At 63.6% G+C, this 12,407-nt stretch carries 11 protein-coding genes, 1 tRNA gene and 2 pseudogenes; 11 read left to right on the plus strand and 3 right to left on the minus strand.

Features of this window, described 5'->3' with window-relative positions; genetic code table 11:
* Window positions 1–348 precede the first annotated feature (348 nt).
* Window positions 349–684: pseudogene (locus tag BSP239C_RS21395) on the plus strand (KUP/HAK/KT family potassium transporter); the annotation flags it as partial.
* Between the two features lie 11 nt (window positions 685–695).
* On the opposite strand, the gene BSP239C_RS20535 reads toward BSP239C_RS21395, so the two are convergent.
* Window positions 696–899: a hypothetical protein gene (locus BSP239C_RS20535; RefSeq protein ID WP_145997485.1), complete on the minus strand. Its 204-nt coding sequence runs from the start codon at window positions 897–899 to the stop codon at window positions 696–698.
* On the opposite strand from BSP239C_RS20535, the pseudogene BSP239C_RS21400 reads away from it, so the two are divergent.
* The 3 genes and pseudogenes from BSP239C_RS21400 to BSP239C_RS16585 all read left to right on the plus strand — a co-directional run.
* Window positions 898–1,089: pseudogene (locus tag BSP239C_RS21400) on the plus strand (hypothetical protein); the annotation flags it as partial. The gene BSP239C_RS20535 and the pseudogene BSP239C_RS21400 sit on opposite strands and share 2 nt — an antisense overlap.
* Window positions 1,090–1,384: 295 nt before the next feature.
* Window positions 1,385–2,503 (plus strand): FAD-binding oxidoreductase, encoded by a 1,119-nt coding sequence (locus BSP239C_RS16580; protein WP_101574471.1) that lies wholly within the window; start codon window positions 1,385–1,387, stop codon window positions 2,501–2,503.
* 33 nt (window positions 2,504–2,536) lie between these two features.
* Window positions 2,537–3,784: an MFS transporter gene (locus BSP239C_RS16585; RefSeq protein WP_257930259.1), complete on the plus strand. Its 1,248-nt coding sequence runs from the start codon at window positions 2,537–2,539 to the stop codon at window positions 3,782–3,784.
* 27 nt (window positions 3,785–3,811) lie between these two features.
* Here the strand turns inward: BSP239C_RS16585 and BSP239C_RS16590 are convergent, their stop codons facing one another.
* Together BSP239C_RS16590 and BSP239C_RS16595 are read right to left on the minus strand one after the other, a co-directional pair.
* Window positions 3,812–5,023 (minus strand): serine hydrolase, encoded by a 1,212-nt coding sequence (locus BSP239C_RS16590; protein WP_101574472.1) that lies wholly within the window; start codon window positions 5,021–5,023, stop codon window positions 3,812–3,814.
* A gap of 62 nt (window positions 5,024–5,085) precedes the next feature.
* Entirely contained in the window at window positions 5,086–6,783 is a 1,698-nt protein-coding gene (locus BSP239C_RS16595) for a biotin carboxylase (protein ID WP_257930260.1), read from the minus strand.
* A 272-nt stretch (window positions 6,784–7,055) separates the two neighbouring features.
* On the opposite strand from BSP239C_RS16595, the gene BSP239C_RS16600 reads away from it, so the two are divergent.
* The 7 genes from BSP239C_RS16600 to nusG all read left to right on the plus strand — a co-directional run bounded on the left by BSP239C_RS16600 (window position 7,056) and on the right by nusG (window position 12,257).
* The gene (locus BSP239C_RS16600) at window positions 7,056–7,505 is read left to right on the plus strand and encodes a MaoC family dehydratase N-terminal domain-containing protein (RefSeq protein WP_101574473.1); all 450 of its coding nucleotides are present in this window, start codon (window positions 7,056–7,058) and stop codon (window positions 7,503–7,505) included.
* Complete coding sequence (locus BSP239C_RS16605) at window positions 7,502–7,945, plus strand: MaoC/PaaZ C-terminal domain-containing protein (RefSeq protein WP_101574474.1); 444 nt, start codon at window positions 7,502–7,504, stop codon at window positions 7,943–7,945. The genes BSP239C_RS16600 and BSP239C_RS16605 overlap by 4 nt, the downstream gene beginning before the upstream one ends.
* Entirely contained in the window at window positions 7,942–9,021 is a 1,080-nt protein-coding gene (locus BSP239C_RS16610) for a UDP-N-acetylmuramate dehydrogenase (RefSeq protein ID WP_101574475.1), read from the plus strand. Before BSP239C_RS16605 ends, BSP239C_RS16610 begins: the two co-directional genes overlap by 4 nt.
* Window positions 9,022–9,026: 5 nt before the next feature.
* Window positions 9,027–10,688 carry a metallophosphoesterase gene (locus BSP239C_RS16615; protein WP_257930261.1) on the plus strand — a complete coding sequence of 554 codons (1,662 nt, stop codon included), beginning with the start codon at window positions 9,027–9,029 and terminating at the stop codon, window positions 10,686–10,688.
* A gap of 126 nt (window positions 10,689–10,814) precedes the next feature.
* A tRNA-Trp gene (locus tag BSP239C_RS16620) sits at window positions 10,815–10,887 on the plus strand.
* A 97-nt stretch (window positions 10,888–10,984) separates the two neighbouring features.
* Window positions 10,985–11,260, plus strand: coding sequence for a preprotein translocase subunit SecE (gene secE / locus BSP239C_RS16625; RefSeq protein WP_101574476.1), 276 nt, complete (start codon window positions 10,985–10,987; stop codon window positions 11,258–11,260).
* A 94-nt stretch (window positions 11,261–11,354) separates the two neighbouring features.
* Complete coding sequence (gene nusG, locus BSP239C_RS16630) at window positions 11,355–12,257, plus strand: transcription termination/antitermination protein NusG (protein WP_101574477.1); 903 nt, start codon at window positions 11,355–11,357, stop codon at window positions 12,255–12,257.
* The last annotated feature ends 150 nt before the right edge of the window (window positions 12,258–12,407 follow it).

Raw genomic sequence — 12,407 nt, forward strand, 5'->3', positions numbered from 1 at the left:
ATCACCGTGTGGAGTCGGCGGAGAAGGCTCTGGGTGAGGCTGAGGGGCGTGAGCGGGTGAAGATCGCGACGCGTGAGGGCATGTTGGCTGAGGCGCGCAGTCATCTGCAGGCCGAAGCCGCCAGCCACGAATTCAGCCCCCGCTGAGGCCCTGAACAGAATATAGGCGAATAGCCAGGTTCTGCGGCGACGCCGGGCGGGTCAGAGAGGACTGCTCTTTGGCTATGACAACGCCCGGCGTTTCACTGCATAAGAATCATCGCGGTACCTACTGTCCCGAGGGTCCGCACGGCTTCCCGCTGCTCGTCGCCGCCCACCCTGGACCGCCTTCGTCGCCCTGACCGGAGTGGTGCTGGCGATCACCGGCGCCGAAGCACGGTTCGCCGATATGGGTCACTTCGGTCGCCTGCCCATCTCCCGGGCCTGGCTCTTCATCGTCCTGACGGCACTCGTCCTCAACTATCTGGGACAGGTCGGCCTGGACCTGCGCACACCGGGGGACATCGGCCATCCCTCCTTCGACCTCGTTCCCGACTGGGCGATGATCCCTGCAGCGGTCCTTGCGACCATGGCCACGGTCATCGCCTCACAGACTGTCATCGCTGCGGCCTTCTCCGCGATCCAACAGGCCGGACGACTACAGCTCCTTCCACCGTTCGGCGTCGTGCGCGTGTCCCAGTTCTCACCCGGTCAGATCTACGTTCCGCTCGTCAACGCACTGCTCGCCGTCGCCGTCATCGTGGTCTCCAACCTGACGAAGTTCCTCTCCTGCGGTTGGCTGCCGATCGCCATCGGCCTCGTCAGCTTCGTCGGTGGTCTGGCCGGGCCGAGGGCATCCACCAGGCTGCTGGGCACCGCGGTGTACCAGTGCCACTCCGTGAAGCTCGTTCCCGCGGCCATGCAGACCCTGATCAGACATCAGTCGGTCGTCCATGAGAGGGTGCTCGTCGTCAAGATCATGACAGGGCACAAACCGTTCACCACCGAGGCGAGGCTCATCGAGCGAGGGCATGGAGTCACCACCGTCGAACTGGACGACGGTTTCAGCCTGCCGCCCAAGGTGCCCGACCTCCTCAAGCGAATTGAGCAGGCACAGTCGCGGCCGACCGGCTCGCCGAGTGTGGCCGACGCGGTGTACTTCGTCCCCGAGGTCGCCCCTATCCGGGGGAGAACTCTCCGATGCGCCGCTGGCAGCGGGCCATCTTCATCAACTTCATGCGACTGCGTCCGGATCTGCTCAACCAATACCACCTGTCGCGTGATCACAGCATCGTGGTCAACCGCGAGGTCCCGATCTGAGCCGTCCCTTCGCACCGCAGCAGGGAAGCGCAGGGAGTACTGTCAGTCCAAGAGCAGGAAATCCTCTGACCGGAAGGACACCGCCCATGAGCGAAACCAGTGCACGCGTCGCCGTCATCGGCAGCGGAATCGCCGGAGCCAGCGTTGCCTTCGGGCTGGTTTCACGCGATGTTGCGGTCACCGTCTTCGACGATGCCATGGCCGGTCAGGCGACCGCCGCCAGTGCCGGGATCATCGCGCCGTGGGTTTCGACGAGCACCGGCGCCTACTACGAGACCTACGCCGCCGGCGGCAATTTCTACCCCGAATTCCTCGACCGGCTCAGCGCGCTCGGGATCCCCGAGCTGGGCTACCGCCGGTCCGGTGCCCTCGTGGTCAACGAGGATCCCACTTTCCTCGCCGAGGCGGCCCATCTCATCCGTGATCGCATCGCGGCCGCCGGGGCAGTCGCAGGCGAGGCGAATGAGTGTGACTCCGCGAATCTCAGGGAGCTGTTCCCACCGATCGCAGCGGACATGTCCGGGCTCTTCATCAGCGGGGGAGGCCGGGTCGATGGGCGCACCCTGCGCGACGCGGTCCTCACCGGGGCGAAGGCCTACGGGGCCGGACTCGTCGCGGACACGGCCCGAACGATCACCGCTGGAACTTCGGGCACATGGTCCGTGGGGACCACCTCGGCGGTGGAGGACTTCGACGCCATCGTCATCGCCGGTGGCGCGCGCAGCTCGGAGATCCTGGAGCGCCTGGGCCATACGGTGGCGATCACAGCGCAGCGCGGGCAGCTCATCCATCTGGGCCTGCACGGGGCCAACACCTCGCCGTGGCCGACGCTGCATCCGCTCGACCACCATTACATCACGCCCTTCGACGGCGGCAGAGTCGTCATCGGCGCCACCCGTGAGGACGGTGTCGGCTTCGACGTGCGCACAACGGCGGCGGGGCAGAAGCAGGTCCTCGATGACGCCCTGAGAATCGCTCCCGGGCTGGCTGAGGCGACGATTCTGGAGACAAGAGTCGGAGTCAGGCCTATGTCCACGCGTCCCAGTGGGCTGCCCTACGCCGGAGCCGTTCCAGGGGCACCTGGGCTGTGGCTGGCCTCAGGCTTCGGCGCCGGCGGGTTGACGATGGGTCCGCTCATCGGCGACGGCCTAGCCGCAGCGATCCTCGGACAGGAGGCACCGGCGATCGCACACCTGGGGCTGTGACCTGCGGCACGTCTGGCTTGGTAGTCTGAGGTCATGAAACCGGTGCTGCCCCGAGCCTTCCGGTGGTTCTGGGCGGGCGAAGCCGTCTCAGGATTCGGTACCTGGATCACATTCCTCGCCCTGCAGGTCATCATCGTCGACCACTTGCACGCAGGAACCGTGGGCCTGGGCTGGATGAACGCCGCGAGGTGGCTTCCGTACCTGCTCTTCGGACTCATCCTCGGTGCACTCATCGACCGAGTCCGACGTCGACCCGTCATGATCGCAAGCGACCTTCTTCGAGCTCTGCTGCTGTGTGCGATCCCGGCGCTGTGGGCACTTGGCCTGCTCAGCCTGGTACCGCTGCTCCTCATCGTGGCCATCCTGGGAACGGCAACGTTGGTCAACGACAGTGCTTCGCAGGCATTCGTGCCCCGGCTCGTTCCCGTCGGCGGCCTGCAGGCGGCTCACGCGCGAATCGATGGCACGAACGCGGTTGCCCAGACCGCGGGGCCAGCTCTGGGCGGCGGGCTGCTTGCCGTTATCGTGGCACCGGTCGCTGTGTCGGTCAACGTGGTGACCTATCTGTTCTCCGCCGTCGTCGTCTCCCTCATCCGTGTAGACGAGCCGAGGAGCTCGCGCACGGAGGATTCTGTGAGACCGAATCTGCGCAGGGAGATCTGGGCAGGGCTGAAGTGGGTGTACCTGACGCCGAGTCTGCGTGACCTCGCGGTCTGGACGCATGTCTGGTTCGGCGCCCAGGCTATTCTCGCCGCGGTCAGCGCCGACTACTTCCTCGAAGTCATCGGCATCGACGCCCTCTGGTTCGGCATCGTCATGGCCGGAGGCGGGCTGGGGGGAATCATCGGCGCACTGATCTCACCACGTGCAGGGGAGAAACTGGGCAGTGGGCGAGTCGTCATCTTCGCCCACCTGTGCTCGGCCGCTGGCGCACTCATCCTGTTCGCGGCCACACCGCTCGCGGGCCAGCTGCACGGCGAGATGAGTTCGGTGGTCGTTCTCTTCGCGGGGGTGGGCCTGCACGGATTCGCCATCGGTCTGAGCAATTCACACGAGATGGCCTACCGGCAGTCGATCACCCCGGACGCGTTCCAGGCGCGGACGAATACGACGATGCGTTCAATGAATCGGGCCGTGATCGTCGTCGCCTCACCGTTGGCGGGAATATTCGCTGCCCTCACCAGCACGCAACTGATGTTGGTTATCGCTGCGGTGATCTTCGCACTGAGTGCGATCGGTCTTTGGTTCTCTCCGTTTCGCACGGCGAGAATCGGTATCTGAACCGCACAGGCCCTGTGTAGGGCACGATCAGTCGACGAGTGGTGTGTTGACCGCCTTCGCCAGGGCATCGAAGGCACGGATCGTGGGGAAGAGCTTGGCAGCATCCTGCGGCAGGCCCCAGCTGGAGAGCTTGACGCCGACGAAGTTGGCTCCTGGGTTCATGTAGATCATCTGTCCGTGGATGCCCAGGGCGAGGAAGGCGTGCGAATCAGGAAACGGGAACCAGAACTGGTTGCGATACATTCCACCGGGCATCCGATTGTCATCGGGGCCCTCGGCGAAGGCCTTCCTGGTGTCGACATCGCCGGTGAGGGTGTCGCCGATCCACGAGGTCGGTGCCACCTGTTCACCTGTCAGGGAGACTCCGCGGTTCGCATACAGATACCCGAAGCGGGCAAGGTCGCGCAGAGTGGTGTTGATGCCGCCGTCGAACATGCCCACGCCGTACTGGTCGGTGGCGATGAGCGCATCGCGTTCGGCCCCGATCCGAGACCACAACACCCGCGACATGAGGGTCTGCATGCTCTCGTCTGCGATCTTCTCGCACACCCACCCCAGCACATCGGTCTCACACGAGCGGTATTCGTAGACTCCGCCGTGCTTGGACTTCGCGTCGAGCGTGGTCAGGAACTCATACATTCCCTTCGCTTGCCCCTCGGGGGTCTGCTCCGACCAACCGATCGACTCCTCGATCTGCCTGACCTCTGACTTCGGGTCGAGATAGTTCTCCGAGAACCTGATGCCCGAGCGCATGTCCAGGATGTGGCGCACAGTGGCTCCGGCATAGCCGGAAGAGGCGAGCTCGGGGACATAGTCGGTGATCAGACGATTCGGATCGAGATCCCCGGAACCGACGAGGACACCGGCGACCGTGCCGACCAACGACTTGCTCACCGACATCAGCAGATGCTCGGTGTCCGGGCGCATCGTGGAGAAATACTCCTCGGCGAGCACTGTGCCGTTGTGCAGGACCATCCACGCATCCGTGTCGCTGGCCTCGATGACGCTGCGCACACTGCGAGCCGCGGAGAACTCGGTCTTCGGAACCTCGACGTTGCCCAGGTCCTGCAGATCAGCGGGCAGTTCTGCCACAGGTCCGATCCCGCGCGAGATCGGCGTCGTGGGCAGCACCTGATCGACGTGCTGAAACGACCAGCGGACATTGTCGGCTTCCTGCCAGTTGTCCTTGTCGATGACAGGGGCCACGGGCACGGTCTGGTCCGGCGACGTCTCAGTCACTGTCCACCTCTTCGCAGTCGTTTTGGGGTCGTCCGTGATGAGATTATCACCACAGACAGAAGTCAATCACCCTTCGCTCCAGGCCCGCCCAACGCCGGAGAGGGATCTTCTGCTGCGACTGGAACGCCGGCGTACATCGCACGGATGGAATCGATGAAGTGCTTGGCCCGGATGCTCAGGGCGTTCGGGCCCCCGGCCTTGGTCTGCAGCGGGTTCTTCGTCACGAGCACACCGAGGTCGGCGCCCTTCCACCGGTATTCGCCGGCCCCGTAGATGCGCAGGAAGAACACCTCGTTGCCGTTCTGCAGGGGATGCCAGTCAAGAGCGGCGCGCTTGTAGGTCAGAGTCCCGTACTGGTCGAGGTAGTACTGACCGGTCAGCGGTGAGTGGGTGATGTATTCGGTGATGTCAGCGGTCTCCTTGATGACCATCTGGCTCCACTCATCAGCACCGGAGAGCTCTTCCCACCGCTCGTTGATCTCGGCGACATCGAGATCGAATTCGACGTCGAGGTACTCGAGCAGATGGAACAGGAACAGGGGGACGTCGGCGTAGGCGCCGGCGGTGACGTTGGTGATCGCTGAGGCACCGGAGATGCGCGGGTTGAGCTCACCGAGCCACACGTCGTCCGTGTCGAGGTCGACGAGCACATCGACTTCGAAGAAGCCGCGGTAGCCGCGTTTGCGCAGTCCCTCACCCATGCGCCGCACCAGCTCCCTGGCACGGGTGCGCTGGTCCGCGGTGAGCACGTCGGGGGTCATCTCATTGCCGCACCAGCCGCCCTTGTACGGAGTCAGCTCAGCGAAGCCGGCCAGCTCGGTGAGGAACGGGCCGACGACGACTCCGCTGCTGGTGATCACGGCCTCCACGGCCACGGGTGTGTTGTTGATGCGCTTCATGATCTTCAGCTCTTCGCCGATGATGTCGTGCTTGTGCCGGTTCCAGTCCTCCTCGGCGGCGATGAAGAACGTCGTCTTCCCTGAATCACCGTAGGGGGTCTGGACGACGAGGTCGGTGCCCAGGTTCTCCTTCTTCGCCTCTGCGTTCAACTGCGCATAGGTGTCTGCAGTGGTGAGCACATTGGGCACGGAGTAGGCGCCGGCCTCGTTGCCGAGCTTCGTCGTCTCGATCTTCGAATCGAGCTGATTGCGCAGCGTCGCCGAGGGCAGGATGAGGTCGTAGCCGAGTTCACGGCAGATCCGCTCGGTCTCCTCGTCGAAGAAGACCATGGCGACCTTGGGCCTCTCACCGTGGGGCACATTCGTCGTCATATGGGCGCGCACCTCGGCGTTGAGGAGGAGCCAGTTGTTGATCGCTTCGCCGCTGTCGAATTCGACGAACGGCTTGTACCGCGGGGAGAAGACACGGGGGTGCCCGCCGTCCCAGCCGTCGTAGTACGTGATGTAGGAGAAGTTGCGGACCCATCGGTCGAGACCGAGGAGGTTGAATGGGGTCGCGCCGATGAAATAGATCGGCGTGGTGTTGGTGCGGAAGAAGTGGCGCACCTCTGAGATGTTGCGCAAGGGCCGTCGCAACTGGGCCCGCTCCGCTTCTTCACCTGTGTAGGCGGCATCGGTGCCGACATGGACCTCGACATCGCCCGGATCCGGCGCCGAGGCGGGAGCCGGCACTGCAGAGGGAACGCCTGCAGCGGCATCGGGAATGCGAGCCTCGGCCGTATTCACTGGTCGACCGGTGCCGGGAACTGCAACCGCGTCTTTGACCACACGCCGGTTTGCGCCTGCAGGATTGTTCGTCATCGCACTACTCCTTATGAAGACATCTGCTCTATCTGCTCGCACGTCCGTCCGCGTCATCGCGGCGATGATGCGAAAGGCCGAACGTCAAATGTGATGTGGACAACAACCTATACCAGTTTTCGGGGGCTGAGGACGATGGTGCACCAATTGAGTGAACCCGATGCGAATTCGGCGTCAAATCCGTGCTCTGAGCCATCGGTCGGGGCAATTCCCCGCGCATGGTGAGAGGCCGCTAGGCTGGGTTCACGACGTCTTTTCGAAAGAGAGCCACTATGCCGGTGAATACCGATAAGCAGGGAACCAGCTACTCCCTGCCTCGTCCCTACGAGGTGTCGAGGGAGGCGGTCGCGGAATTCGCGTTGGCCACCAATGCGAAGGCCGACTACCACTTCGACACCGGGGCGGCGATCGCCCTGGGCTATCACGACGTCGTGGCACCGACCACCTTCGCCGTGATCATCGCGCAGAAGTCTGAAGCGGCCTATATCAGTGACCCTGAGTCCGGCATCGACTTCTCCAAGGTCGTCCACGGCTCTGAGCAGTTCAGCATCACCCGCCCCATCGTCGCCGGCGACAGCCTGTCCGCCACGACCTACGTCGACGGCGTGCGCGCCGCGGGCAGCAACGCTATGATCACCACCCGCACCGAGATCACCGACGCTGCGCAGCAGCCGGTCGTCACAGTGACCTCGACCATCGTTGTGAGAGGAGACGGAGAATGAGCGTCACCGACCTGTCCCAGCTGACCATCGGAGACACCGTCGTCGAAGCCGAGATTCCCCTGTCACGGGCGTCGCTAGTCGACTATGCCGGCGCTTCAGGTGATCACAACCCGATCCACTGGTCCGAACGTTTCGCCAAGGAGGTCGGCCTGGACGGCGTCATCGCCCACGGCATGCTCTCGATGGCTGTCGTCGTTGCTCCTATCGTCGAGTGGATCGGCGATCCCGGCGCGATCGTCGACTACCGGACACGGTTCTCCGCGCCGGTGCTCGTCCCCGACGCCGAATCCGGCACCCCGGCCGCCCCCACCGCGACCCTGTCGATGACCGGAGTCGTCGGCGCCGTCGACGCTGCTGTGGGCACCGCTCGCATCGATGTCACGGTGAAGTCCGGAGACCAGGATGTGCTCAGCCGCACCCAGATCCGAGTCTCGCGGTGACGAAGGATCTGGCAGATTTCACGACATTCCATCTCGGTGGTCCTGCGGCCAATCTGCACATCGCGGAGACCAGGAACGAGCTTGTCGAGTTCTCTCGTGAACATCCCCTGAGTCTGTCGGCTCGCCCCGCTGCCGATGTCCTCTTCATCGGCGGCGGGTCGAATCTCCTCGTCTCCGATGCCGGTTTCGATGCCGACGTCTGCGTGGTCGCCACTAAGGGTGTGACGATGACCGATACCTCGGAGACCGAAACCCGTGTCACCGCCGAGGCGGGGGAGAACTGGGACGAATTCGTCGCCTACACCCTCGGCTGCGGACTCTCCGGTCTCGAAGCCCTGTCCGGGATCCCCGGCTCCGTCGGAGCGACCCCGATCCAGAATGTGGGTGCCTACGGGACAGAGGTCGCCGAACTCATCACCTCGGTCGAGGTCTTCGATCGTCTCGCCGGTCAGGTCCGCCACTTCAGCGCTGTCGAACTCGAATTCGGCTACCGGACCTCGGCGTTGAAGCGGGCGCAGCAGAGAACCGGAACAGCCCAGTACCTGGTGCTGTCGGTGACCTTCGATCTGCACCGCAGCTCAGACTCCCTGCCGGTGCGCTACTCACAGCTGGCCTCGGCGTTGGACGTCGAGATCGGGGAGTCGGTGCCGGCTACGTCGGTGCGCACCAGCGTAATCTCCCTGCGCAGGTCCAAGGGCATGGTCTTAGACCCTCAGGACCACGATACCTGGTCAGCGGGTTCGTTCTTCACGAACCCGATCGTGGACGATCCGGCCAAGTTGCCCACCGAAGCCCCCCGCTATCCGGTCACCGACCCGCTGAGCGGATCAACGATCGAAGGACAGACGAAGACCTCCGCCGCCTGGCTGATCGAACATGCCGGTTTCTCCAAAGGCTTCAGCGTCGGAGCAGGCCGAGCGAGCCTGTCGACCAAGCACACCCTGGCGCTGACGAATCGCGGCGAAGCGGCGACAGACGACGTTCTCGAACTTGCCCGCACCGTGGTCGACGGGGTGAATGAGAGGTTCGGCATCGTCCTCGAGCCGGAGCCCACGTTCATCGCCTGCTCACTCTGAGTCGGGTGTCTCCCGTGTCACCTCGTCGGAGAACCGCAGCTCTGCTCATCCTCCTAGCTGTCGTCGCAGTCGTGACCCTGCCATGGGCACTGTTCTCTGCCCGTGCAGATCTCAGCTTCGGGCCGCATGAAGCCCGCTATCAGATCACGTCCGACTCTCGGCTGACCGTCGACTTCGGTCCGCTGGGCAAACTGCTCGTGCCTGCGGGTGACTATCTGCCGCTGGGGCTGGGACTGACCGTCGATATCGGCCAGATCCCAGTCTCCGGAGCCGAGGAGGATGAGGGTGGCTCCGAACGGCGGTCTGATCGGGATGCCACCGAGGAATCGGACCCGGGAACCGGGGGAGGGGCAGTCGATGCTCTGGGCGGCGACATCGCCTCCTACGCCTCCCTGTTCTCAGCCCCGCAAGCGCAGGTCAACGAGGTCGTCGACGGCCTGACCACTGAGATCCTCTCTCGGTGGGCCCTGGCCGTGTGCTTCATCAGCGGTGTGGCCGTGGCCACGGCGTTCATCCTCGGACCTGTACGGATCGCAGGAATCGGGAGGGCCTTCGTTGGTAAAGAACTCATCGCCATCGGCCTGGTCGCCATCCTCGTTCTTACCAGTGTGGGCACCGCCGTGCTCACCCGACCCAAACCCCTCGTAGCCGATCCCGCCTTCGACGGGACACCGCTGGCGGGCGCCCAGGTCACGGGTCGCCTCGGCGGGGTCATCGATACAGCGTTCACAGCCGTCAAAGACTTCTCCGACGACAACGACGCCTTCTACGACCAGGTGCTGGTGAACCTGCGCAAGCAGTGGAACTCACGGCCCCTGAGCGGCAACTGGTCGGATCAGGGGATGGTGCCCCCTCACGTGGAAGACGATCGGGCGCTGAAGGCCGACGTATCGACGTTCGTGTTCGGCTCGGACCTGCACTGCAATATCGGCATGGCCCGGGTGGTCGGCGCGGTGGCCGGGATGAGCGACGCCGATGCCTACATCGACGGAGGCGACGTGACGATGACGGGCACCACGGCGGAGAACTACTGCCTCGACGTCCTCGACGACGAACTGCCGCAGAAGCTGCCGAGGATGATAGTCAAGGGCAACCACGACTCCACCGAAACCACGAAGCATGCGAGAAGTCAGGGCTGGAAGGTTCTGGACGACACGAGCGCAGAGATGAGCGGCGTGACCTTCTTCGGCGGACCCGACCCCAGGCGGACCGTGTTCGGATCCGGCCCGCAGCTCGAGACAGATCTCACAGCCGATCAGTATGCGCAGAAGCTCAGCGACGACGCCTGCGCGAGCGACTTCGACATCATGCTCATCCACGATGCGCGGATCGGGGCGCCGTCCCTGCGGTCCGGATGTACCCAGTACAGCCTCAGCGGACACTGGCACAAGCGAGTAGGCCCGGAGACCCTGGGCCAGGGAGTCCGCTACCTGAGTTCGACGACAGGGGGAGCCCTGGCGAACGCTCTGACCCCGGGGCCGCTGAAGATGAACGCGGAACTGAGCATCCTGCGTGTGGACAATCGGACCAAACGGCCCATCGACGTCCAGATCGTCACCGTCAGGCCGGATGAGACAGTCACCATCGAGCCCTGGAAGACCTTCCCGGCGCCGGTCCCTCTTATCGCTCAGCCACCCGAGACTGACCCCGTGAGCACAGACGGATGAGGGGGCAGAAGATCGAATTCCGGCAGAGGAGGGCGGCCGGTTCGACTAACGGCGGTCACAGACGGTATGCTCGTTTCTCGTGGTTGGACACGACTCGAGGAACACGAATCGAGGGTGTCGAATCGAAGGGGTGTGGCGCAATTGGTAGCGCAACGGTCTCCAAAACCGTAGGTTGCAGGTTCGAGTCCTGTCACCCCTGCGCAGTTGATATCTGCTTGAGTCATATCGGCGAAACGCCGTCCTCGACGGGCTTGAACAATTGTGCTGTCCCAATGGAACCGACCGAGTGAGGATGTGTGAGCGACACACCGGCAAAGAAGACTGGAGATTCGCCTAAGGGCGCCAGTCGTAAGCAGCTCGGGTTCTTCGGACGAATCCTGCAGTTCTTCCGCGAAGTCATCGCAGAGCTGAAGAAGGTCGTCACCCCGACACGTAAGCAACTGGTCAATTACACCCTGGTTGTGCTGGGCTTCATCATGTTCATGATGCTTCTCGTGGTGGTTCTCGACCTCGTGTTCGGCAAGCTCGTCGGATTCGTCTTCGGCGGAACACCGCTGTGGCCATTGTGGTGACTCACCCCCAGCGGTGACCATCAGGATTTCAAACACGTTGCAGACCCTTCACTCCCATATGGGAATCACTACACGCGAAGCGAGGAATTGATCGGTGTCGGATACCAGTTCACCTGAGCAGGAAACCCCTGAGACACAGAACGCCACTCCAGAGGAGTCGAGCGCTGCACCAGTGGGGGAAGACGTGGAGAACGAAACCTCCGCTGTGAGCGCCGACGACGCATCGACCGACGATGCTCCCGCTGACGAGACACCAGACGAAGACGCCGCTTCGGGCGAAGGCGATGCTGAAGCATCTGACGATTCCGCACCGACCGACGATGACAGCGCCGCAGCCGATTCCGATGACACGGAAGAGGCGCCGGCCGAAGACGAGGTCGACCCGGCCGAGGAGTTCAAGTCGGAACTGCGCATGCTGGAGGGTGACTGGTACGTCATCCATTCCTACGCAGGCTACGAGAACCGCGTCAAGCAGAACCTTGAGAATCGTTCCATCAGCCTCAATCTCGAAGAGTTCATCTTCGAGTCGCAGGTGCCGATGGAAGATGTCGTTGAGATCAAGAACGGCCAGCGCAAGCAGGTCCGTCGTGTGCGCATCCCGGGCTACGTGCTCGTGCGCATGGAACTCACCGATGAGTCCTGGGGCGCGGTTCGCCACACCCCAGGTGTGACCGGATTCGTCGGCAACGCCTACGACCCCACTCCTCTGTCCATCGACGAGGTCTTCACGATGCTCGCTCCGATCTTCGAAGAGCGCCAGGCTGAAGCCGCCGCCGCTGAGGGAGTGCAGGCCGAGCAGGCCGCCAAATCCGCACCCATCACCGAGGTGGAGTACGAGGTCGGCGAGTCTGTGCTCGTCAAGGAAGGCTCCTTCGAGGGCCACCCTGCAACGATTCAGGAGATCCGTCCGGAATCGCAGAAGCTCACCGTGCTGCTGTCGATCTTCGAACGCGACGTTCCCGTCGAGCTCAGCTTCGACCAGGTGTCCAAGCTCTGAGCTGATCTGCCACATGCGAAAGGGCCCGGTGAATACCGGGCCCTTTCGCCATTCGCGCCAGGTGATGCCTGTCACCGACATTTGCTCCAGGGTCTGCAGGCATGGAATACTGGTGTGGTTTGATCTCGGCTCTCATCGGAGGCCGTTTTC

This window comes from Brevibacterium sp. 239c (genome assembly GCF_900169365.1).
In the GTDB taxonomy this organism is placed as follows: domain Bacteria; phylum Actinomycetota; class Actinomycetes; order Actinomycetales; family Brevibacteriaceae; genus Brevibacterium.